This is a genomic window from Herbaspirillum rubrisubalbicans (assembly GCF_003719195.1).
In the GTDB taxonomy this organism is placed as follows: Bacteria; Pseudomonadota; Gammaproteobacteria; order Burkholderiales; family Burkholderiaceae_D; genus Herbaspirillum; species Herbaspirillum rubrisubalbicans.
Genome location: NZ_CP024996.1, coordinates 2,125,358 through 2,147,930 on the forward strand (window position 1 = coordinate 2,125,358; position 22,573 = coordinate 2,147,930).

Genomic DNA, 22,573 nt, shown 5'->3' on the forward strand with positions numbered 1-22,573 from the left:
ATGCAGGCTTTGTTGGGCAATTTCGCACTGATCCTTTTCGTCTTGATGCTGGTGACCGGCGTGATCTGGTTTGCCGACACCTTCTTCCTGTCCAAGCAGCGCCGCGCCCGCGCCGACGCTGCCCTGGCCGAGTTCGACGCCCGCGTGGCGCGCGATGAGGCGCAGGGCATCAAGCGCGATGGCAGCGTGGCCAGCAGCCGGGCCGACCTGCAGGCGCACCATCTGAAGCAGCCGGCCTGGATCGAATATTCGGGCAGCTTCTTCCCGGTCATCGCCCTGGTGTTCTGCCTGCGCTCCTTCCTCTACGAGCCGTTCAAGATTCCGTCCAGCTCGATGGTGCCGACCCTGCTGGTGGGCGATCTGATTCTGGTGAACAAATTCACCTATGGCATCCGCCTGCCCATCATCAACAAGAAGATCATCGAAGTGGGTGAGCCGCAGCGCGGCGACGTGATGGTGTTCAAGTTCCCCAAGGATCCGTCGGTGGACTACATCAAGCGCGTGGTTGGCGTTCCTGGTGATAAAATAGTCTATAAAAACAAGCGCTTAACGATCAATGGTGAACAAATTTCTTATAAAGCGCTGCCGGATTATCTGGATCAGGAAAATCTGACGTACTATAAGCAATGGCAGGAAAACCTGACCGGCGTGGAGCACAAGATCCTCACCGATGAGCGTGCCCCCAACTTCGTGCCCAACCCGGATGCCTTCCCGCATCACGAACTGTGCACCTACAACGCCGATGGTTTCGCCTGCACGGTGCCCCCGGGCGAGTACTTCATGATGGGAGACAACCGGGACAACAGCCTCGACAGTCGTTACTGGGGCTTCGTACCGGATCAGAACATTGTCGGCAAGGCATTCTTTGTCTGGATGAACCTTGGCGATATTACGCGGATCGGTAGCTTCCACTAAAGCGCGCCGCATCCTGGCCGAGCAGCTTTCGTAGTTTCCGCAGTTTCCTTTTGGCAATTTCGCATTGTGGAGGCAGACCCGGAGCAGTTTTCAGCTTTGCTTTGAACCGATCCCGCTGACTGGTCAGGCTGGTATTCCCCGATCCACGCGCCGCTGCGCGTATCGGGGCGGCAGACTGAATGACGGATGAAAAAATGGATCCTCAACTCTTGCAACAACGGCTAGGCCACACCTTCAAGGACGCTGCGCTCCTGCAGCAGGCCCTGACCCATCGTAGCCATAGCGCCTTGCATAACGAGCGGCTGGAATTCCTCGGCGATTCGGTGCTGAACTGCGTGGTGGCTTCGCTGCTCTTCGAGCGCTATGACAAGATCGACGAAGGTGATCTTTCACGCCTGCGCGCCAACCTGGTCAAGCAGCAATCCCTGTATGAAATCGCCCAGCGGCTGGAACTCTCGCAGTTTTTGCGCCTGGGCGAGGGCGAACTGAAGTCGGGCGGTTTCCGTCGTCCCTCGATCCTGGCCGATACGTTGGAGGCGCTGTTTGGCGCCATCTTCCTCGATTCCGGCTTCGAGGCGGCGCGCGCGGTGATCCGCTCCCTTTACGTGCCGGTGCTGGAACACGTCGACCCCAAGACCCTGGGCAAGGATGCCAAGACCCTGTTGCAGGAATTCCTGCAGGGCAAGAAAATCCCGCTGCCGCAGTACAACGTCATCGCCACCCACGGCGCTGCCCACAGCCAGGAATTCGAGATCGAATGCCTGGTGCCCAAGCTGGACATCCAGGTCTTCGGCACCGGTGGCAGCCGCCGCGCCGGCGAGCAGGCTGCCGCCAAGCTGGCGCTGGAAGCGGTGCAACTGGCGCTGGCCAAGACTCCTTCGGCCAGCCGCAAGCCGCGCACCCGCACCACCCAATTGAAGCTGGCCGGCATTGCCACCATCCAGCCCGATGCCCCGGACCAGGAAAGCGCCAAGAGCCCGCGTCCCGAGGCTGCCGTGAGCAAGCCAGCCAAGGAAGCCAAGCCGGCCCGGGAGCACAAGGAACAAAAAGAGCAGAAAGAACAGAAAGAACAGCAGAAGGACGGGCGCAGCCAGAACGGCGCTCGCCATGAAGGCAAGCATACCGGCGACCGCACTGAAACGGTCGCAGCAGAACCCATTTCGGCGGCTTCATCCGCCTCGCAATCCAGAACAGCATGACAGATTCCCCCATGGCCGACGACGCGTCGGCGCAGACTCCCGATACCGATAGCGATTACCGTTGCGGTTACATCGCCATCGTCGGTCGTCCCAACGTCGGCAAGTCGACCCTGATGAACGTGCTGGTCGGCGCCAAGGTCAGCATCACCTCGCGCAAGGCCCAGACTACGCGCCACCGCATCACCGGCATCCAGACCATTGAGAACACCCAGTACGTCTATGTCGATACACCGGGTTTCCAGACCCGTCACAGCAATGCCCTCAACAAGACTCTGAACCGCACCGTCACCAACACCCTGACGGCGGCCGATGTGATCCTGTTCGTGATCGAAGCCGGTACCTTCGGCCCGGCCGACAAGCAGGTGCTGGATCTCTTGCCGGCCAACGTGCCCTGCATCCTGGTGTTGAACAAGGCTGATCGCAACAAGGACAAGACCACGCTCATGCCCTTTGCCCGCGAAGTGGCCTCGCATCATGATTTTGCCGCCGTGGTGCCGGTCTCGGCCAAGCAGCGCTTCCAGCTGGACCGCCTGCAGGAAGAAGTGCGCAAGCTGCTGCCGCAGAATCCGCCGATGTTCGACGAAGACGACATCACCGACCGCAGCGAGAAATTCCTGGCTTCCGAAATCGTGCGTGAAAAGGTGTTCCGCTTCGTCGGTGAAGAGCTGCCCTACACCAGCACGGTGCTGATCGAAAAGTTCGAGCAGGAAGGCAATCTGCGCCGCATCTTCGCCGCCATCCTGGTCGAGCGCGACAACCACAAGGCCATGGTGATCGGTCAGAAGGGCGCGCGCCTGAAGGAAATTTCCACCCAGTCGCGGCTGGACATGGAGCGCCTCTTCGGCGGTCCGGTCTATCTGGAAATCTGGGTCAAGGTCAAATCGGGCTGGGCCGACAACGAAGCCGGCCTGCGTGCCTACGGCTACGAATAAGCCAGCGTGCGGCCCACAGCGGGCCGTGCGAAATTCCTGCATCATCATGGCATTACGCCGCGCCCCAACGACGTGGCTTCACGCATTCAGGACGGATATCCATGACTACCATGCTCACCGCTTCCAAGCTCGACGCTCAGCTTGACGGCCAGGCCGCCGACCCGGCCGTCACGCCGAGCGTCCCGCAGGCGCCCGCCAAGGCCCCCGTGCGCAAGCCGGCCACGCCGCGCGCGCGCAGCCGTGCGGTGCCGGAGAAGGAGCACAAGGTGCTGGCGCAACCGGGCTTCGTGCTGCACAGCTATCCCTACAAGGAAACCAGCCTCATCATCGACGTCTTCTCGCGTGACCATGGCCGCGTGGCGCTGGTGGCCAAGGGCGCCAAGCGTCCGCATTCCAAGCTGCGCGGCGCCTTGCAGACCTTCCAGCCGCTCTCGCTGTCGTGGAGCGGCAAGTCCGAGGTGCGCACCCTGACCGATGCCGAATGGGTCGGTGGCCTGCTGCCGCTGGAAAAGTCGGCCCTGCTGTGCGGCTTCTACCTCAATGAATTGCTGGTCAAGCTGCTGGCGCGCGAAGATGCCCACCCGGCACTATTCGACCATTACGTCGCCACGCTCAACAAGCTGGCCCACGGCGAAAATGCCCCCATCGTGCTGCGCCAGTTCGAGCGCATCCTCTTGAAGCAGACCGGGGTGGCCGGCAACTGGAGCCATTGCGTGGTCAGCGGCAAGGCCGTGCAGCCCGATGGCATCTACGTGGTCGACCCGGAGCAGGGCACCCGCCCGGAACGCCTCTCCGACCGTGCCCCCAAGGTCTCCGGCAAGACTCTGCTGGACATGGAGCGCGAAGACTACAGCGACCCCACCACGCAATTGCAGAGCAAGTTCCTGATGCGCTATCTGCTGGCGCACCACCTGGGTGGGGCGCAGTTGAATACGCGCCAGATCCTGATCGACCTCATGCAATTATGATCTTGCGGCGGCCGGCGCGCCGCCGGCCATCCCATGGCTGCCCCCGAGCCGCTACAATCCATGTCTGGCCGCGTTGTCCTCGACCTGCGGCCTTGAGCACATCCGAACACCATTCACATCAAGCGTCCTGACTCCATGAGTTTCCTGCAGCCTGCCGGCCCGAGCATAGAACTGGGCATCAACATCGACCACGTCGCCACCCTGCGCAATGCCCGCGGCACCCGTTATCCCGACCCCATCCGTGCCGCGCTGGAAGCCGAGGAAGCTGGCGCCGACGCCATCACGCTGCACCTGCGCGAAGACCGCCGCCACATCCGCGACGACGATGTGAAAGCCATCCGTCCGCTGTTGCAGACGCGCATGAACCTGGAAGCCGCCGTGACCAAGGAAATGATCGATTTCGCCTGTGCCATCCAGCCGCAGGATGTCTGCCTGGTGCCGGAAAAGCGCACCGAAGTCACCACCGAAGGCGGTCTGGACGTGCGGGGCCATTTCTCTGATGTACAGGCTGCCATTGCCCAGCTGCAGCAGGAGCGCATTCGCGTCTCTTTGTTCATTGATGCCGATATCGAGCAGATCCAGGCCGCCGCAGAATCGGGGGCTCCTGTCATAGAACTTCATACCGGCCGTTATGCCGACGCCACCAGCGCACAAGAACAGCAAGAAGAGCTGGAACGCATCCGCGCCGCCGTCCAGGAAGGCGTGAAGCTGGGCCTGAAGGTCAACGCCGGCCACGGTCTGCATTACACCAACGTCCAGGCCATTGCCGCCATCCCCCAGATCGCCGAACTCAACATCGGCCACGCCGTGGTCGCTCACGCAGTCTTCGCCGGCTGGCGCAATGCGGTCTCGGAAATGAAGGCCATCATGGTCAAGGCGCGCCTGGACGCGCTCAAGAGCCCGGCCTGAGGCGAGCTGCATGATCTACGGCATCGGTACCGACATCCTCCAGATCTCGCGCCTACAGGCCACCCTGCAACGCCATGGCGACCGCTTCGCCGGCAAGATCCTGGGGCCGCAGGAGATGGAAAAATACCTGCGCCGCAAAGCCAAGGTCGAGGCGCGCGGCATCCGTTTCCTGGCGACCCGCTTCGCGGCCAAGGAAGCCTTTTCCAAGGCCATCGGTCTGGGGATGCGGATGCCCATGACCTGGCGCGCCATGCAGGTTTTGAACGCGCCCAGCGGCAAGCCGGTGGTGGTCTGTAGCGGCGCCTTGCAACAATGGATGCAAGAGCAGGGCTTGAGCGCCCAGGTTTCCATCACCGACGAAGTGGAATACGCCGTCGCCTTTGTCATCGTGGAGAAGTCATGAATCAAACCGTCAAGCCACTCGGTCCGGTGATGCTGGACGTGGTCGGCACCCATCTGGATGCCGCCGATATCGCCCGCATCCAGCACCCGCTGACGGGCGGTGTGATCCTGTTTGCCCGCAATTATGAAAGCCGTGCGCAACTGGTGGCACTGACTGCTGCCATCCGCCAGGTCCGCCCCGGCATCCTGATCGCCGTCGATCACGAAGGTGGCCGCGTACAGCGCTTCCGCAGCGATGGTTTTACGCGTCTGCCCGCCATGGGCTTGCTGGGCCAGTTGTGGGAGCGTGATGTACTGCAGGCCACCAAGCTGGCCACCGCTACCGGTTTCGTGCTGGCTGCCGAGTTGCGCGCCTGTGGCATCGACCTGTCGTTTACCCCCGTGCTGGACCTGGATTACGGCGTCTCCACCGTCATCGGCGACCGTGCCTTCCATCGCGATGCACGCGTGGTGACGCTGCTGGCCAAGAGCCTCAATCATGGCCTGGCACTGGCCGGCATGGCCAATTGCGGCAAGCACTTCCCCGGCCACGGCTTCGTCACCGCTGATTCGCACGTGGCCATTCCGGTCGATGAGCGCGCGCTGGAGGCCATCCTCGGCGAGGACGCCACCCCCTACGACTGGCTGGGCATGAGCCTGGCCGCCGTGATGCCGGCGCATGTCATCTATCCCAAGGTGGATGCGCAGCCGGCTGGTTTTTCCAAGGTCTGGTTGTCCATGCTGCGCGAGCGCTTCGGCTTCCAGGGCGTGATCTTCAGCGATGACCTCAGTATGCATGGCGCCAGCGTCGCCGGTGGTCCGCTGCAGGCGGCACAGGCGGCGCTGGACGCCGGCTGCGACGTGGCCCTGATCTGCAATTCGCCCGACAAGGCCGATGCCATCCTGGCAGGTTTGCAGGGCGGCACCGATGCGGCTTCTGCTGCGCGCCGCGCCACCTTGCTGCCCTGTGGCGAGGCCCTGGGATGGGATGCGCTGCAAGCCGATCCGCGCTATCTGGCCGCGCGCGCGCTGGTGCAGTCGCTATAGGTTTTTGGCTTTTTTCTCATGTCCGAACTTCCTGCTTCCCCGCTCCCCGACCCGCGCGAGGTCGTGCTGGAGACGGTCGCCCGGCTGCCGCACCTGCCGGGCGTCTATCGTTACTTCGACGCTGACGACAACGTGCTCTACGTGGGCAAGGCGCGCGATCTGAAAAAGCGCGTCTCCAGCTATTTTCAGAAGACCCTGACCAGCCCGCGCATCGCCATGATGGTGGAACGTATCGCGCGCCTGGAAACCACGGTCACTCGCAGCGAAGCCGAAGCCCTGCTGCTGGAAAACAACCTCATCAAGACGCTGCGTCCGCGTTTCAATATCCTCTTTCGCGACGACAAGTCCTACCCCTACCTGAAGCTGACCGGCCACGCCTTCCCGCGCATGGCCTACTATCGCGGCGCAGTGGACAAGCGCAACCAGTATTTCGGGCCTTTCCCCAATGCCGGCGCGGTCAAGGAATCGATCCAGATCCTGCAGAAGGTGTTCCGGCTGCGTACCTGCGAAGATACCGTTTTCGCCAATCGCACCCGGCCTTGCCTGCTGCACCAGATCCATCGTTGTAGTGGTCCCTGCGTGAACCTGGTCAGTAGCGAGGATTACGCCATCGACGTGGAGAACGCTGCCAAATTCCTGCGCGGTCGCCAGAGTGAAGTGATGCAAGCGCTGGAGCAGAAGATGCACGCCTTCGCCGCCGATCTCAAGTTCGAGCAGGCCGCCGCCGTGCGCGACCAGATCGGCTCGCTCTCCAGCGTGCTGCACCAGCAGAGCATGGAAACGGTGAGCGACGCCGATATCGACATCATCGCCGTGGTAGTGCAGGGCGGTCGTGCCTGCGTGAACTTGGCGATGGTGCGCGGTGGCCGTCACCTGGGTGATCGCGCCTACTTTCCCACGCATGTGGATGATGCGATGGATACCGCCGAGGACAGCATCGAAGTCGAGGTACTCAAGGCGTTCCTGGCCCAGCACTACATCGACAAGTTCATCCCCGGCTCGCTCATCGTCGGTACCGAATTCGACGATCCAGCGCTGATGCTGGCCTTGATGGAGCAGTGTGGTCATCGCATCGCGCTGACCTTCCAGCCCCAGGGCCAGCGTCGCCAGTGGCTGGAGATGGCCGCCAAAGGTGCCGAGATCGCGCTGGCGCGGCTGCTCTCCGAACAAGGCTCGCAACAGGCGCGCACGCGGGCATTGGCCGAGGTGCTGGAGTTGGAACGCGAAGACCTCGACGAACTGCGCGCCGAATGTTTTGACATCAGCCATACGCAAGGTGAGGCCACGCAAGCGTCCTGCGTGGTGTTCCATCACCACGCCATGCAGAACGGCGAATATCGCCGCTACAACATCAACGACATCACCGCCGGCGATGATTACGCCGCCATGCGCCAGGTGCTCACGCGCCGCTATGAAAAGGTCGCCAATGGCGAGGGCGTGATGCCCGACATTGTGCTCATCGACGGTGGCCGTGGCCAGGTCGAGATGGCGCGCCAGGTGCTCACCGAACTGGGCCTGGACATCAGCCTCATCGTCGGCGTGGCCAAGGGCGAAGGGCGCAAGGTCGGCCTGGAAACCCTGGTGTTTGCCGATGGCCGCGCGCCCAAGGAACTGGGCAAGGAATCGGCGGCATTGATGCTCATCGCCCAGATCCGCGACGAAGCGCACCGCTTTGCCATCACCGGAATGCGTGCCAAGCGCGCCAAGGCACGCCAGAGCTCGCGCCTGGAAGAGATCGAAGGCATCGGTGCCAAGCGCCGCCAGCGCCTGCTGGTGCGCTTTGGCGGCCTGCGTGGGGTGGCCGATGCCAGTGTCGATGAGCTGGCCTCGGTGGAAGGCATCTCGCGCCAACTGGCCGAGGAAATCTATCGCCAATTGCACTGAATGGTCGGCATATGGCTGTGCCGATTGGCATCGGCCAACGTAAAGGCGGGCGCAGCAGGGGATGACTCTGCTACTATTCGGTAAATTTTTTTTCGTGTACGCCGCTCCAACCCCTCCAAGACGTATGCCTTTCAATATTCCGATTTTGCTGACCTGGTTGCGGGTAGCGCTCATTCCCCTGGTTGTCGGTGTCTACTATCTGCCCGAGATCGGGCTGAACCGTTACGAGCAGGGCATTGCTGCCACCGCCATCTTCATCGTGGCCGCGGCCACCGACTGGTTCGACGGCTTCCTGGCACGCCGCTGGAACCAGACCTCCGCCTTCGGCGCCTTCCTCGATCCGGTAGCCGACAAGCTCATGGTCACCGGCGCCTTGCTGGTGCTCATCCACCTGGGGCGCGTGCATCCGGTGATCGCCTTCATCATCATCGGCCGCGAAATCGCCATCTCGGCGCTGCGCGAATGGATGGCCCAGATCGGCGCTTCCAAGTCGGTGGCGGTCAGTTCGCTGGGCAAGATCAAGACCACCGCGCAGATGATCGCCATCCCCATGCTGCTGTACTACGACAGCCTGTTCGGGGTGATCGATACGCGCCTGTGGGGCCATCTGCTGTTGCTGGTGGCAGCGGTGCTGACGGTGTGGTCGATGCTGTACTACCTGCAGAAGGCGATGCCCATGATCAAGGATGCCGATGCCGAGAACAGGAAAAAAATAATTAAATAATTAAGATCGATAGTTGACAAATACCAACGCTGCCTTATAATAGCGTTCTGTTTTCGATGCGGGAGTAGCTCAGTTGGTAGAGCGATACCTTGCCAAGGTATAGGTCGAGAGTTCGAGACTCTTCTCCCGCTCCAGGTTACTTGGAAAAAAGGAAGCCTAATAAAGCTTCCTTTTTTTATTGTGATAGGTGAGCGAGCATTGAAAGTTTGACTACGGCGCAAGTCGAAAAAAGTCAAAAAAGATGTTTGCAAACAACACGTGTTTTAGGTAGTATGCGTGTCCCCAAGGCGGGGTAGCAAAGTGGTTATGCAGCGGCCTGCAAAGCCGTCTACGCCGGTTCGATCCCGACCCCCGCCTCCAGAACGCTCCATGCGGGAGTAGCTCAGTTGGTAGAGCGATACCTTGCCAAGGTATAGGTCGAGAGTTCGAGACTCTTCTCCCGCTCCAGATTCAAGGCAGGCAGCTTCGGCTTCCTGTTGCAGTAAAAGTAAGTTCCCATGCGGGAGTAGCTCAGTTGGTAGAGCGATACCTTGCCAAGGTATAGGTCGAGAGTTCGAGACTCTTCTCCCGCTCCAGTTTCAAGGCAGGCGGCTTCGGCTTCCTGTTGCAGTAGATGTCAGTTCCCATGCGGGAGTAGCTCAGTTGGTAGAGCGATACCTTGCCAAGGTATAGGTCGAGAGTTCGAGACTCTTCTCCCGCTCCAAGTTGAAAAAGGAAGCCTTCGGGCTTCCTTTTTTCATTTGTGCTCCCATCTTCCGGTGATCAAGTGCTGGAATCGCCGGCACCGGTTTCTCCGGGACACATCCTGTCATTCCCCTGACGTGGTATTTCTGCGCGGTTTGTCTTGCAAATAGTCAAAAAAGTCGACTATCTGCGATTGCATTATTGCCACCGCCATGTTTCCCCACTACATTGCTGAAGCAGGCCTTCGCCTGTCACATTTATTCAATCCGGGGGAGGGGCCATGGATAGTTTCCAGAAAGAGATTGACGAAAGAACCAATCTCACCGCATCCAACAAATTCGAGCTGCTGCTGTTCCGCCTGGGGGCGGATCCACATGGCGAGCGCTCCGAGCTGTTTGGGATCAATGTCTTCAAGATTCGTGAAATCGTACCGATGCCGCCGGTCACCAAGGCCGCCGGCACGCACTCGCCCATGTTGGGCATGGTCAACATCCGCGGCCAGATCATTTCGGTGATCGACCTGCCGGCGGTGGTGGGCTGTGTCCCCAAGACCGGCTTGAACATCCTGTTGGTGACCGAATACGCTCGCAGTACCCAGGCCTTTGCGGTGGAATCGGTCGATGAGATCGTGCGCCTGGAATGGAGCCAGGTCTTGTCGGCCGAGACCAGCAGCGGTGGCGCCTTCGTCACCAGCATCGCGCGCCTTGACCATGACAAGGACACCAGCCGCCTGGCCCAGGTGTTGGACGTGGAGCAGATCCTGCATGAGATCATGCCCAGCGACCGCAACATGAAGATGGAAAACCTGGAAAAGAGCGCCGGCCATGGAATGCGCCCTGGTGCGGTGGCCATTGCGGCCGACGATTCCAAGGTGGCCCGCTCGCTCATCGAGCAAGGCTTGCGGGCCATGGAGATTCCCTTCGAGATGCATGTCACCGGCAAGGAAGCCTGGGAAAAGATCCAGAAACTGGCGGCCGAAGCACGCGCCGAAGGCAAGCCCATTTCCGAGAAGATTTCCTTCGTGCTGACCGACCTGGAAATGCCGGAGATGGATGGCTTCACGCTGACCCGCAACATCAAGCGCGAAGACTTCCTGAAGAACATCCCGGTGATCATCCACTCTTCGCTCTCCGGCTCGGCCAACGAGGACCATGTGCGCGGGGTGGGCGGTGACGCCTATGTGGCCAAGTTCGAAGCCAATGAACTGGCCGCGACCATCTATGGCGTGCTGGACAAGAACATGGCCAAGGCCTGATCGCTGGCACCCACGTCATCAGCCCAAAGGAGCCAAAGGGAGTCTGCGGACTCCCTTTGTTTTTGCCCTTGCCATCTTCTGTTCCTCCTGCGATCTCGTATACTGTGGCTCCCTTGATCCTGCCGCGCGCTGCGGTGCAAAGCCCGATTCCATGCAGATTCCCACCCTCGTTTCCCCTCATGACGCCGACCTGGCGGCGCGCCTGGACGCACGCATCAATGACAAGACCAAGCCCCTGGGCAGCCTCGGTGCACTGGAGCGTCTGGCGCGCCAGATCGGCCTGATCCAGGGCAGCGAGCACCCCAGCCTGCGCCAGCCGGCCATCGTGGTCTGCGCCGGCGACCATGGGGTGACTGCCGAGGGCGTATCGGCCTACCCGCAGAGCGTGACCTGGCAGATGGTCGAGAATTTCCTGGCCGGGGGCGCCGCCATCAATGTCTTCGCGCGCCAGAATCAATGTGCGCTCTACATCGTCGATGCCGGCGTCAATCACGACTTCGGCCAGCGTGCCGGCCTGGTCGACCGCAAGATCGCGCCGGGCACCGCCAATTTCTGCCAGGGTCCGGCCATGACCATGGCGCAGTGCGAAGCTGCGCTGCAGGCCGGTATCCATTTCGTCGATGCGCTGGAAGTGGACGTGCTGGGCTTTGGCGAAATGGGCATCGGCAACACCACTGCCGCGGCCGCCTTGATGGCCGCCTTCACCGGCAGCGCCGTGGCCGATTGCGTGGGCGCCGGAGCGGGCCTGGATGCCCAGGGCATGGCGCGCAAGGCCGATGCCATTACCCGCGCTTTGCACCTACATGCGCAGGCACACACGCCACTGGAGCGACTGGCCGCCCTGGGCGGCTTGGAGATCGCCTTCATGACCGGCGCCATGCTGCGCGCGGCCCAGCGGCGCATGGTGCTGTTGATCGATGGCTTCATCGTCACCTCGGCGCTGCTGGTGGCCCAGGCCTTGCAGCCGGCCGTGCTGGAGTACTGCGTGTTTTCGCATTGCTCCGATGAGGCGGGTCATCGCCGCATGTTGCAATATCTGGGCGCCCATCCGCTGATGCAGCTCGACCTGCGCCTGGGCGAGGGCACCGGGGCGGCACTGGCGCTGCCGCTGCTGCGCTCGGCGGTGAATTTCCTGGAACGCATGGCCACCTTTTCTTCGGCCAGCGTCAGCAAGCAGCATGGTTGAAGAAAACTTCACTCGCCCCGCGCCATCCCGCCAGGGAGTGCTGTACCAGCTGCGTTTGTTCTTTATCGCGGTGCAATTCTTCACACGACTGCCGATCCCGCGCTGGGTCGGCTTCCAGAACGACTGGCTGCAGCGCTGCACGCGTTACTTTCCGCTGGTGGGCTGGATCGTGGCCTGGGTCTGCGCCCTGGTCTACCTGCTGGCCGTGCAGTTCTGGCCGCACACGCTGGCCGTGCTGCTCTCGACCGCAGTGGGCATCTGGCTCACCGGTGCCTTCCACGAAGATGGCTTTGCCGATGTCTGTGATGGCCTGGGTGGGGCGGTCAGCCGCGAGCGGGCCTTGGAGATCATGCGCGATTCGCGTCTGGGCAGCTATGGCGTGCTGGGCATCATGCTGCTGCTGGCCATCAAGGTGGCTGCGCTCAATGCGCTGCTGCCCCTGCAGGTGCTGGCGGCACTGGGCATGGCCCATCCCTTGTCGCGCTGGCTGGCCACCTGCCTGATCTGGCGCATGGACTACGTGCGCCAAGAGGGCAAGGCCAAGCCGCTGGCGCAGCACATGGGGCATGGCGAATTTCTGCTGGCCCTGGTCTGTGCCGCGCTGCCGGTGATCGGTGTGATTGCGCTGGGGATGATGGCCTGGCAGCGCATCGTCGCCGGTATCGTGCTGGCCGTGCTGGCCACGGTCTGGCTGGCGCGGCGTTTGCAGCGACGGTTGGGTGGTTATACCGGCGACGGCCTGGGCGCGGTCCAGCAATTGAGCGAGGCCGCTTTCTACCTGGGGGCGCTGGCGACGCTGCCGGGCTGGTGGCCTCATTGAATCCATGCAGCTCTACCTGATCCGCCATCCGCAGCCGCTGCTGGACAAGCACACCTGCTATGGCCGCAGCGACATCGCCGTGGCGCCCGCCATGCTGGCGCAGTGCGTAACGCAATTGCTGCCCGCACTGCAAGCTTTGCCGCCCGGCCTGGCGATGGTCAGCAGCCCGCTGCGGCGCTGCGCCGATCTGGCCCAGGCCCTGGTCGAGCAATTGTCGTGGCCGGCGCCCGCGCTGGAACCGCGCTTGCAGGAAATGGATTTCGGCAACTGGGAATTGCGCCCCTGGGATGACATCCCTTGGGCCGAGGTCGAAGCTTGGAATGCCGACCTGCTGCACCATGCGCCGGGTGGCGGCGAGACCCTGCTGGCGGTGGCGCAGCGCATGTGGCAGGCGTTTGCCAGCCTGCTCGCCCAGCCGGCGCCCGGCGCCATCGTGATCTGTCATGCCGGCTCGATCCGCATGTTGCAGGCTTGTGCGGCATGGCGCGCAGCGCAGGGGAGCGCGCCTGCCTCTACTCCTCAGATATTTGACGACATCGCCTTGCGCGCCGTCGCCCAGCGCCAGGAGATTCCCTACGCCCAGGTGCTGCCGCTGGACCTCTCCATGGCCCAGCAGCGTTAAGCATCAAGTGCCCGCACCGCGCGATTCCACTGCAAACTTGATCAATTCCGCCTGGCCATCGATGTTGAGCTTGCGCTTGATGTTGAGGCGATGGGTTTCCACCGTGCGCACGCTCAACGCCAGCCTCGGCCACCACTTGCAGGCCGGGCACGGTTTCCAGTCGCGCGCGCAGGCCGTCGCGTACCAGGGGATGATCGTCGATGAGCATGATGCGGGTCGGCTCGGGCAGGGGGAGGGCGTCAGACATGAGGTGGCTGCAAGAGGGAGGAACGGGCAATGATGGCGCTGATGCGGGTGCCGGCGGCCGAGGAATCGATGGCCAGTTCGCCGCCCACCGCTTCCATGCGCTCACGCATGTTGCGCAGGCCGATGCCGTTGCGCGAGTGATCGTCGACCCGGCCGAGGTCGAAGCCGCAGCCATTGTCCTGGACCTGCAGCATCAGCAGGGTGGAGCCGCCATAGAGGCGCATACGGATCTGGCTGGCGCCGGCATGACGGGCGATGTTGGTGAGCGCTTCTTGCGCTACCCGAAAGAGCACCGTGTTGACCACCTCGGGCAGGGGCGTACCGTCACCGAGCTTGCCCTCGCTTTCGAAGACGATCTGCGTGGCCGCAGCCGTGTTACCGGCACCGCTGCCGGCACTGTCACGCCATTCGCTGCACAGATGCTCCAAGGCCGCTGCCAGGCCGAGGTCGTCCAACAGGGCCGGGCGCAGATCGTGCGAGATGCGGCGCACTTCGGCCAGCACGCCATTGATCTGGGTGGCGGTTTTCTCGAAGCCCGACCGCGCTTGCGCAGCCTGTTCGGGCGTGCCGCGCAGGCGTTCCAGCGCGGCTTCGATCTGCAGCTTGATGGAGACCAGCCACTGGCTGATGCCATCGTGCAGATCACGTGACAGACGCGCCCGTTCTTCTTCCTGCGAGTGCACCACGCGCTGGGCCAACTGGCGCAGTTTGGCATCGGCGACCCGATGCTCGCTCAGGTTCAGCAGCAAGCCGGCCAGGCCCACGGCCAGTGCACTGGCCAGGGCGATGGCCGCAATCAGCAGCATGGTCTGGTGCAGGTAGCCGGAATTCTGGTGGTCCACCTGGGCCAGCGCCGCCTCCACGTCATCCAGGTAGATCCCGGTGCCGATCACCCAGCCCCAGCGCGGCGAATCGATTAATGCCGTGTGGCTGGTGGTAGCGTCGGTCTACGTCTACCTGATCGCCTATCGCTTCTACAGCAAGTTCATCGCCCAGCGCGTGCTGGGCCTGGATGGTCAGCGCATGACGCCGGCCTACAAATTCAATGATGGCCTGGACTACGTCCCGACCAACAAATACGTGCTCTTCGGCCACCACTTCGCCGCCATCGCCGGTGCCGGTCCGCTGGTAGGCCCGGTGCTGGCCGCGCAGATGGGCTACCTGCCGGGCATGTTGTGGATCCTGGCCGGGGTGGTGTTTGCCGGTGCGGTGCAGGACTTCATGGTGCTGTTCATCTCTACCCGCCGCGACGGCCGCTCGCTGGGCGACCTGATCAAGTCCGAACTGGGCCAGGTGCCGGGCGTGATTGCGCTCTTCGGCGCCTTCATGATCATGGTCATCATCCTGGCGGTGCTGGCGCTGATCGTGGTCAAGGCCCTGGCGGAGTCGCCCTGGGGGACCTTCACGGTGGCCGCGACCATTCCCATTGCGCTCTTCATGGGCGTCTATTCGCGCTACCTGCGTCCGGGCCGCATCGGTGAAGTGTCGTGGATCGGTTTCGTGCTGCTGATGCTGGCCATCGTCGGTGGCCAGTATGTGCAGGAACACGCGGTGCTGGGCCAATTGTTCAGCTTCAACGGCAAGCAACTGACCTGGATGCTGATCGGCTATGGCTTCGTCGCCTCGGTGCTACCGGTGTGGCTGCTGCTGGCCCCGCGTGACTACCTGTCGACCTTCCTCAAGATCGGCACCATCGCCGCCCTGGCGTTGGGCATCATCTTCATTGCCCCGCATCTGAAGATGCACGCCGTGACCCGCTTCATCGACGGCAGCGGTCCGGTGTGGTCGGGCTCGCTGTTCCCGTTCCTGTTCATCACCATTGCCTGCGGTGCGGTCTCGGGTTTCCATGCCCTCATTTCCTCGGGCACCACGCCCAAGCTGCTGGAAAACGAACAGCACGCGCGCTTCATCGGCTATGGTGCCATGCTCATGGAATCCTTCGTGGCCATCATGGCCCTGATCGCGGCCTCCTGCATCGAACCCGGCATCTACTTCGCCATGAACAGCCCGGCCGCGCTGATCGGCACCACGCCCGAGAACGTGGCGCAGGTGATCTCGCAATGGGGCTTCCATATCACCCCGGAGATGCTCACCCACACCGCCCAGGCCGTGGGCGAACACACCATCATCTCGCGTGCCGGTGGCGCCCCCACGCTGGCCGTGGGCATGGCGCAGATCCTCTCCGGCGTGACCGGCGAGGCGATGATGGCCTTCTGGTATCACTTCGCGATCCTGTTCGAGGCGCTCTTCATCCTCACCGCCGTGGATGCCGGTACCCGTGCGGGTCGCTTCATGCTGCAAGACCTGCTGGGCGCCTTTATCCCGCCGATGAAGCGCACCTACTCCTGGGCCGCCAGCCTGACGGCGACCGACTTGTGCGTAGCCGGCTGGGGTTACTTCCTGTACCAGGGCGTGGTCGATCCGCTGGGCGGCATCAATACCTTGTGGCCGCTGTTTGGCATCTCCAACCAGATGCTGGCCGGTATCGCCCTGATCCTGGCCACCTGCGTGCTGTTCAAGATGAAGCGTGACCGCTTTGCCTGGGTCACGGTGGTACCGACCACCTGGCTCTTGATCTGCACCCTGAGCGCCGGTTGGCAAAAGGTGTTCGATGCCAATGCGCGCGTGGGCTTCCTGGCCCATGCCCGCAAGTACCAGGCGGCGCTGGATGAGGGCAAGCTGCTGGCCCCGGCCAAGTCGATCGAACAGATGCGTCAGGTGATCTTCAATGACTACATCGACGCTGGCCTGGCGGCGCTAGGTCGGGCGCACCCTGAACCTGATGGTCGGGATGCCCGAATACGATACCTACGTGGCCCATATGAAACAGGCCCACCCTGAGCTGCCTGTGATGACGTATGAAGAATTCTTCCGCGAACGTCAGGAAGCCCGCTATGGCGGCAAGGGGCGGGTGGGGCGCTGCTGTTGAAGCATGAAGTTTCTTGTGTGCAATGGCTTCTGCGCAAATTCTGGAAAACCGGCCGGTCCGCGTCGTTGCGCGGGCCGGTTTTTGCGTTTTTTTGCGCTTTCAATGATGCGGATTAGTTCACATAAGGAATTACGCATACGATATAAATTATTTTTAATTTATCATCTTGGAATATGCGACAAGATGTCAGCATTTTTCAGTTTTTTGATGGTCAAGGTGATAAAAGATGTCAAGCAAGGAACCCGGCAAGACCCTCCTCATCGTCGATGACAGCAAGGTCTCGCGCATGGTCATCAAGGCCCACGTACTGGCGGTGCATCCAGATTGGCAAGTCAGTGAAGCGGCCAATGGCGAGGAGGCGATCCGGCAGGTGCAGCAAGGCGCGCCGGACTTCTGCACGATGGATATCAACATGCCCGGTATGCTGGGCACCGATGCCGCCGCACAGATCCTGCAGTCGCATCCTGCGGTGCGTATCGCCATCTTCTCGGCCAACGTCCAGGAAGCCGTGCAGACCCGCGCCCAGCAACTGGGTGCCGTGTTCGTCGCCAAGCCAGTCACCGAAAAATCGATCGCCCAGGCTCTGCGCCATTTTCGGGGCGAGTGGTGAGCATCTTCAATGACATCGAGCGCGATGCCCTGACCGAGATCTTCAACGTCGGCGCCGGGCGTGCGGCGCAAAGCCTGTCTGAAATCGTGGGCGATGAAGTACGCCTGACCGTACCCTCGGTGGAAGTGCTGCGCACCGACGCCATCAACGAACAAGTGCTGCCGCGCGCACCCGGTCGCTTTGCCACCGTGAGCCAGAATTTCGGCGGACCCTTCGAGGCCGAGGCGGTGCTGCTGTTTACCGAAGAGCGGGCGCTGGCCATCGTGCGCGACATGATGGGCTCGACCATGAGCCTGGAAGAACTGGCCGAGTTCGAGCGCGAAGCCATGTGCGAACTGGGCAACATCATCCTCAACGCCTGCCTGTCGGCCATGGCCGATATGCTGGAAATCACCCTCAACAGCTCCCTGCCGCAGTACCTGGTGTCCACGCCCGAGGATATATCCTCGCGCCTGGCCACCCGCCAGAGCGGCGACAGCTACGTGCTGGTCTTGCATATCGATCTGGTCATCGAGAAACACCAGACCGATGGCCACTTGATCTTCCTGCTCAGTTCCGGCTCGCTGCACGCGCTGGTGGAACATGTGCGGCGCTACTTGGGCAAGATCGGACTGGCATGACGGGTATCGGCAGTGGGGGAGGGCTGCGTTTTCGCGCAGAGGATGTCTATGACCATCTCAACGGTGGTCTCATCATGCTGGACATGGACTGGACCGTGCTGCTCTGGAACGCCTGGGTGGCCCGCTATAGCGGGGTGCCGGCGCAGCAGGCACTCCAGGCGCGCCTGACCAGCCTGTTTGCCGAGCCGCTCTCGCCGGCACTGCTGCGTGCGCTCGACAACACCCTCGGCTACGGCTTGCCGGCCGTGCTCTCCAGCGCCTTGCACCGCTCGCCGCTGCCGCTGTACCTGGAGCCGGTGGCGGGCAGCGATATGGCGGCTGCGCGCATGGTGCAGTCGGTGGTGCTCACGCCCATCGACAACCACGATGGCGAGCGCCTGTGCCTGATCCAGATCAGCGATGCCAGCAACTCGGTGCGCCGCGAAAAGATGCTGCGCTCGCATTCCGAAGCGCTCAAGCGCCAGGCCGGCACCGATGGCTTGACCGGCATCCATAACCGACGCCATTTCGATGAACACTATGCGCAAGCCTTGCAGCGTGCACGCGAGCAGGCTGGGACGCTGTCGCTGTTCATGATCGACGTGGATTTCTTCAAGCAGTACAACGACCATTACGGCCACGGCGCCGGCGACCATGTGCTCAAGGGCGTGGCTGCGGCCCTACGTGGCCAGTTGCGCCAGCCGGGTGACCTGTTGGCGCGCTATGGCGGGGAGGAATTCATCCTGCTCATGCAAGACCTTACGCACGAGCAGGCGGCCGAGCTCGGCCAGGCCCTGCGCCAGGCGGTCTACCAACTCGATGAGCCGCACGCCAAATCTTTGGTCGAGCATCGCGTCACCATCAGCGTGGGCGTGTGCACCCGTGTCGTGCAAGAGGATGAGGATGGCCGCTTGCTCATGGCCGCAGCCGACGCCGCCCTGTACCGCGCCAAGCTGGGCGGACGCAACAAGGTGGTGGCCATCGATTGAGGGTTTGCTCACTTTATCCTTCATTGCCAAATCACAATGCATGAAGGAAATTTTGTCAGTTTTGTCCAAAACAAGGGCAATTTATTGGAAACCCTTGCTGAGCAAGCATGTCAGAAACGGTCAGAGCGTTTATCAACAGGCTTGTTCACAGCTTTTGTGGATAACTTGCCGCACGGTCTGCTTTCCGGGGAGCAGCAGTGGGCGTGGCGTGGCACCGATTTTGCGTATAATGCCGGGCCGAAGCTACTGACAAAATGCTGACATGGTCGGGTTTGTCTCACTGATTTCATTTTTCCGTTTGTTTTTTCACGCCGACAGGATTTGATGCGCCGACTGCTGCTTCTGCTGTTGACTTTCCTGATCCCGCTGCAATTGCTGGCAGCCACGGGCGAGTCACGGCTGCGCGAGCAATTGCAGCAGGGCTTGGAAGTCCACTCAGCCTGGCAGGCCGAGCTGGCTCAGCCGGCGCAGTCAGCCTGCCACGCCCTTGCCGCGGCAGAACAGGGGCTGCACGCCCAGGCGCATGACGCCCTACAGGCCGGCAGCGACATGCCGGGCACGAACCAGGACGACGACCAGCCCAGCGCCCAGGGCGAGCTGGAAGAGCCTGGCTTGCCCACTGCCATCGCCACGCTCGGACTGCACTGGTATCCGTTTCCCCACGCCTTGACGGCAAGCTTGAACTGGTCGTCTTACCTGCGCGACCAGTTGCGTCCTCCGCCATTGGCTTGAGCGGCCCGCGCGGCGGGTGGTTGCCTTGCTGCGCGCTCTGATCTCTGATCTCTGAACTCAGATCACAGATGTCTGATATCTGAGGTTGGGGCACTGGCCGCTTCCTTTCCCTGATTGCTCTGACCTATGTCTTGTCCGCCGTGCTGGCTGGTCCGCACGGACTTCGGATCCTTCTACAGGAAAAACCATGAAACGCATTGTTCTGTTCCTCGTTACCAACCTGGCCGTGATGCTGGTCTTGAGCTTCACCGCCAGCCTGCTCGGCGTGAACCGCTACCTTACCGCCAATGGCCTGAACCTGGGCATGTTGCTGGTGTTCTGTGGCCTGATGGGCTTTGGTGGTTCCTTCATCTCGCTGTTCATGTCCAAGACCATCGCCAAGTGGTCCACCGGCGCGCGGGTGATCGAGCAACCGCAGAATTCCACCGAACTGTGGCTGCTGCAGACCGTGCAGACCCTGGCCGCACGCGCCCAGTTGCCCATGCCGGAAGTGGCGGTCTATGACGGCGAGCCCAACGCCTTTGCTACCGGCGCCAGCAAGAACAATTCGCTGGTGGCGGTGTCCACCGGTCTGTTGCAGAGCATGACCAAGGACGAAGTGGAGGCCGTGCTGGCCCACGAAGTGGCCCACATCGCCAATGGCGACATGGTCACGCTGACCCTGATCCAGGGTGTGGTCAATACCTTCGTGATGTTCTTTGCGCGCATCGTCGGCTACTTCGTGGATTCCTTCCTGCGTCGTAACAACGAAGAGAATTCCGGCCCCGGCATCGCCTACATGGCGACCGTGTTCGTCTGCGAAATCGTCTTCGGCATCCTGGCTAGCATCATCGTCATGTACTTCTCGCGCCAGCGTGAATATCGCGCCGATGCCGGCGCGGCCTCGCTGATGGGTTCCAGGACGCCCATGATCAATGCCCTGCGTCGCCTGGGTGGCCTGCAAGCGGATGGCTTGCCGCAGAATCTGCAAGCTTCCGGTATCTCCGGGCGCCAGTCCTGGCTGGGCCTGTTCTCCAGCCATCCGCCGCTGGAGTCGCGCATCGCCGCGTTGCAGTCGGCGCGTTGATGCGCTGACCTGATGATCCGTCCGCAGGCGGTGTCACGCCAAGCACCGCCTGCGGAGGTCGTTGCTGTCGTTCCGGCTGACCAAGTGCGGCCCCGTGTTAGTCTGTGCGGGCCGCATCGAGGTCGTTTCCAGTCATCTCCACTCAATTCATCCACTCCAGAAAGGACGCCTGACTGATGCCTCATCACACCCCCTTGATCGCCACCATTGTCGCCGGCCTGGTACTGGCCTTCATCTTCGGTACCCTGGCCCATCGTCTCAAAATGCCGCCCTTGATCGGCTACCTGGTCGCTGGCATTGCCATCGGTCCCTTTACACCCGGCTTCGTGGGCGATGCCGACCTGGCCCAGGAACTGGCCGAGATCGGGGTGATCCTGCTGATGTTCGGCGTCGGTCTGCACTTTTCGCTCAAGGACTTGCTATCGGTCAAGAACATCGCCATTCCCGGCGCAGTCGCCCAGATCGCCATTGCCACCTTGCTCGGCATGGGCCTGGGCTGGATGCTGGGCTGGCCGTTCGGCGAGGGCTTCCTGTTCGGCCTGGCGCTGTCCGTGGCCAGCACCGTGGTGTTGCTCAAGGCACTGCAGGAGCGTCGCCTGGTGGAAACCCAGCGCGGCCGCATCGCCGTGGGCTGGCTCATCGTCGAGGACATCGCCATGGTGCTGGCGCTGGTGTTGATCCCGGCGCTCTCGGGCATCCTCGGCGGCAAGGGCGAAGCCTTGAGCGGCAGTGCCGTGCTGCTGACCCTGGGCCTGACGCTGGGCAAGGTGGTGGCCTTCGTGGCCGTGATGTTGATCGTCGGGCGCCGCGTCATTCCCTGGATCCTGGAGCGCATTGCCGATACCGGCTCGCGCGAACTGTTCCGCCTGGCGGTGCTGGCCATCGCGCTGGGCTTTGCACTGGGCTCGGCCTATGTGTTCGGGGTCTCGTTCGCGCTGGGCGCCTTCTTTGCCGGCATGATCCTCTCCGAATCCGAGTTGAGCCACCGCGCCGCCGAGGAATCGCTGCCCCTGCGCGACGCGTTCTCGGTGCTGTTCTTCGTCTCGGTGGGGATGCTGTTCGATCCTTCCATCGTCTTGCGTGAACCGTTGCTGGTGCTGGCGACCGTCTTGATCATCGTGGTCGGCAAGTCGCTGGCAGCGTGGTTGATCGTGCGCGCATTTGGTCACCCCAATAGCACTGCGCTGACGATTTCGGCCAGCCTGGCCCAGATCGGGGAATTTTCCTTCATCCTGGCTACACTCGGCCTGTCGCTGGACCTGCTCTCGCCGATGGCGCGCGACCTGATCCTGGGCGGGGCGATCCTGTCCATCCTCCTCAATCCGCTGCTGTTCTCGCTGTTGGACCGTTATGAAGCACGCCAGCCCAAGCCGGCCGATGTGAGCGACGTGCCGCCCACGGTCGCGCTGCAGGATCACGTGGTGCTGGTCGGCTATGGCCGTGTCGGGCGCGGCATCGGCGAACAGTTGCGCGCTCAGGGCAAGCCCTTCGTGGTGATCGAGGCGCAACGCGAGAACCTGGATGCCTTGCGCCAGGATGGGGTGCCGGCGCTCTATGGCAATGCCGCCCAGAGCGAATTGCTGAAGGCGGCAGCGGTGGAGCGGGCGCGCTGGCTGCTGGTGGCGATCCCTGAAGTGTTCGAGGCCGGGCAGGTGATCGAAAATGCCCTGGAACTCAATGCCGGCCTGAAGGTGGTGGCCCGCGCCCATTCCGATGCCGAGATCGAGCACTTGGAAAAGCATGGCGCCCAGCGCGTCATCATGGGCGAGCGCGAGATTGCCCGCGGCATGTTGGAGATGGTGGAGCAGGCCAACTGAGCTGGCGGCCTGCAGCATTTTTCTTGCCGTGCTACAGTCGCGGCTGCTGTCGCAGCGGA

At 62.3% G+C, this 22,573-nt stretch carries 21 protein-coding genes, 5 tRNA genes and 2 pseudogenes; 26 read left to right on the top strand and 2 right to left on the bottom strand.

What is annotated here, in order from left to right:
- The 18 genes from lepB to RC54_RS09565 all read left to right on the top strand — a co-directional run bounded on the left by lepB (position 1) and on the right by RC54_RS09565 (position 13,526).
- On the top strand, positions 1–915 hold the full coding sequence (gene lepB / locus RC54_RS09480; protein ID WP_058895150.1) for a signal peptidase I: 915 nt from the start codon (positions 1–3) through the stop codon (positions 913–915).
- A gap of 194 nt (positions 916–1,109) precedes the next feature.
- Positions 1,110–2,114: a ribonuclease III gene (rnc, locus tag RC54_RS09485; RefSeq protein WP_058895151.1), complete on the top strand. Its 1,005-nt coding sequence runs from the start codon at positions 1,110–1,112 to the stop codon at positions 2,112–2,114.
- On the top strand, positions 2,111–3,046 hold the full coding sequence (gene era, locus RC54_RS09490; protein ID WP_058895152.1) for a GTPase Era: 936 nt from the start codon (positions 2,111–2,113) through the stop codon (positions 3,044–3,046). Before rnc ends, era begins: the two co-directional genes overlap by 4 nt.
- Before the next feature lie 101 nt (positions 3,047–3,147).
- Positions 3,148–4,014, top strand: a complete 867-nt coding sequence (recO, locus tag RC54_RS09495) for a DNA repair protein RecO (protein WP_061788783.1) — start codon at positions 3,148–3,150, stop codon at positions 4,012–4,014.
- Between the two features lie 135 nt (positions 4,015–4,149).
- Complete coding sequence (gene pdxJ, locus RC54_RS09500; RefSeq protein WP_061788784.1) at positions 4,150–4,923, top strand: pyridoxine 5'-phosphate synthase; 774 nt, start codon at positions 4,150–4,152, stop codon at positions 4,921–4,923.
- A 10-nt stretch (positions 4,924–4,933) separates the two neighbouring features.
- Complete coding sequence (acpS, locus tag RC54_RS09505) at positions 4,934–5,326, top strand: holo-ACP synthase (RefSeq protein WP_017450846.1); 393 nt, start codon at positions 4,934–4,936, stop codon at positions 5,324–5,326.
- Positions 5,323–6,351: a beta-N-acetylhexosaminidase gene (gene nagZ, locus RC54_RS09510; protein ID WP_061788785.1), complete on the top strand. Its 1,029-nt coding sequence runs from the start codon at positions 5,323–5,325 to the stop codon at positions 6,349–6,351. Before acpS ends, nagZ begins: the two co-directional genes overlap by 4 nt.
- An 18-nt stretch (positions 6,352–6,369) precedes the next feature.
- Complete coding sequence (uvrC, locus tag RC54_RS09515) at positions 6,370–8,235, top strand: excinuclease ABC subunit UvrC (RefSeq protein WP_061788786.1); 1,866 nt, start codon at positions 6,370–6,372, stop codon at positions 8,233–8,235.
- Positions 8,236–8,359: 124 nt separating this feature from the next.
- Positions 8,360–8,959 (top strand): CDP-diacylglycerol--glycerol-3-phosphate 3-phosphatidyltransferase, encoded by a 600-nt coding sequence (gene pgsA / locus RC54_RS09520; protein ID WP_017450849.1) that lies wholly within the window; start codon positions 8,360–8,362, stop codon positions 8,957–8,959.
- A gap of 58 nt (positions 8,960–9,017) precedes the next feature.
- A tRNA-Gly gene (locus tag RC54_RS09525) sits at positions 9,018–9,093 on the top strand.
- Between the two features lie 152 nt (positions 9,094–9,245).
- A tRNA-Cys gene (locus RC54_RS09530) sits at positions 9,246–9,319 on the top strand.
- 11 nt (positions 9,320–9,330) lie between these two features.
- Positions 9,331–9,406 (top strand) — tRNA-Gly (locus RC54_RS09535).
- A 52-nt stretch (positions 9,407–9,458) separates the two neighbouring features.
- Positions 9,459–9,534 (top strand) — tRNA-Gly (locus RC54_RS09540).
- A gap of 52 nt (positions 9,535–9,586) precedes the next feature.
- Positions 9,587–9,662: transfer RNA gene (locus RC54_RS09545), tRNA-Gly, on the top strand.
- Between the two features lie 261 nt (positions 9,663–9,923).
- Complete coding sequence (locus RC54_RS09550) at positions 9,924–10,898, top strand: chemotaxis protein (RefSeq protein ID WP_017450850.1); 975 nt, start codon at positions 9,924–9,926, stop codon at positions 10,896–10,898.
- Between the two features lie 151 nt (positions 10,899–11,049).
- Positions 11,050–12,084: a nicotinate-nucleotide--dimethylbenzimidazole phosphoribosyltransferase gene (gene cobT / locus RC54_RS09555; protein WP_058895157.1), complete on the top strand. Its 1,035-nt coding sequence runs from the start codon at positions 11,050–11,052 to the stop codon at positions 12,082–12,084.
- Positions 12,077–12,904: an adenosylcobinamide-GDP ribazoletransferase gene (locus RC54_RS09560; RefSeq protein WP_061788787.1), complete on the top strand. Its 828-nt coding sequence runs from the start codon at positions 12,077–12,079 to the stop codon at positions 12,902–12,904. The genes cobT and RC54_RS09560 overlap by 8 nt, the downstream gene beginning before the upstream one ends.
- A gap of 4 nt (positions 12,905–12,908) precedes the next feature.
- Positions 12,909–13,526 carry a histidine phosphatase family protein gene (locus RC54_RS09565; protein WP_061788788.1) on the top strand — a complete coding sequence of 206 codons (618 nt, stop codon included), beginning with the start codon at positions 12,909–12,911 and terminating at the stop codon, positions 13,524–13,526.
- 3 nt (positions 13,527–13,529) lie between these two features.
- Here the strand turns inward: RC54_RS09565 and RC54_RS25705 are convergent.
- Together RC54_RS25705 and RC54_RS09575 are read right to left on the bottom strand one after the other, a co-directional pair.
- Positions 13,530–13,652 (bottom strand): annotated as a pseudogene (locus RC54_RS25705) (LuxR C-terminal-related transcriptional regulator); the annotation flags it as partial.
- A 113-nt stretch (positions 13,653–13,765) separates the two neighbouring features.
- Positions 13,766–14,692 (bottom strand): annotated as a pseudogene (locus tag RC54_RS09575) (sensor histidine kinase); the annotation flags it as partial.
- Here RC54_RS09575 and RC54_RS09580 point away from each other — a divergent pair.
- The 8 genes from RC54_RS09580 (at position 14,655) to ybaL (ending at position 22,514) form a co-directional block, all read left to right on the top strand.
- On the top strand, positions 14,655–16,613 hold the full coding sequence (locus RC54_RS09580; protein WP_279635705.1) for a carbon starvation CstA family protein: 1,959 nt from the start codon (positions 14,655–14,657) through the stop codon (positions 16,611–16,613). The pseudogene RC54_RS09575 and the gene RC54_RS09580 sit on opposite strands and share 38 nt — an antisense overlap.
- Positions 16,546–16,701, top strand: coding sequence for a YbdD/YjiX family protein (locus RC54_RS09585; RefSeq protein WP_244216487.1), 156 nt, complete (start codon positions 16,546–16,548; stop codon positions 16,699–16,701). Before RC54_RS09580 ends, RC54_RS09585 begins: the two co-directional genes overlap by 68 nt.
- Before the next feature lie 226 nt (positions 16,702–16,927).
- Complete coding sequence (locus tag RC54_RS09590) at positions 16,928–17,311, top strand: response regulator (RefSeq protein ID WP_017450858.1); 384 nt, start codon at positions 16,928–16,930, stop codon at positions 17,309–17,311.
- On the top strand, positions 17,308–17,931 hold the full coding sequence (locus RC54_RS09595) for a chemotaxis protein CheC (protein ID WP_058895162.1): 624 nt from the start codon (positions 17,308–17,310) through the stop codon (positions 17,929–17,931). The genes RC54_RS09590 and RC54_RS09595 overlap by 4 nt, the downstream gene beginning before the upstream one ends.
- Positions 17,928–18,899, top strand: a complete 972-nt coding sequence (locus tag RC54_RS09600; protein ID WP_058895163.1) for a GGDEF domain-containing protein — start codon at positions 17,928–17,930, stop codon at positions 18,897–18,899. The genes RC54_RS09595 and RC54_RS09600 overlap by 4 nt, the downstream gene beginning before the upstream one ends.
- 324 nt (positions 18,900–19,223) lie before the next feature.
- Positions 19,224–19,631, top strand: a complete 408-nt coding sequence (locus RC54_RS09605) for a hypothetical protein (protein WP_058895164.1) — start codon at positions 19,224–19,226, stop codon at positions 19,629–19,631.
- A 187-nt stretch (positions 19,632–19,818) separates the two neighbouring features.
- Positions 19,819–20,697, top strand: a complete 879-nt coding sequence (htpX, locus tag RC54_RS09610) for a protease HtpX (protein WP_058895165.1) — start codon at positions 19,819–19,821, stop codon at positions 20,695–20,697.
- A gap of 176 nt (positions 20,698–20,873) precedes the next feature.
- The gene (gene ybaL, locus RC54_RS09615; protein ID WP_061788789.1) at positions 20,874–22,514 is read left to right on the top strand and encodes a YbaL family putative K(+) efflux transporter; all 1,641 of its coding nucleotides are present in this window, start codon (positions 20,874–20,876) and stop codon (positions 22,512–22,514) included.
- Positions 22,515–22,573 lie beyond the last annotated feature (59 nt).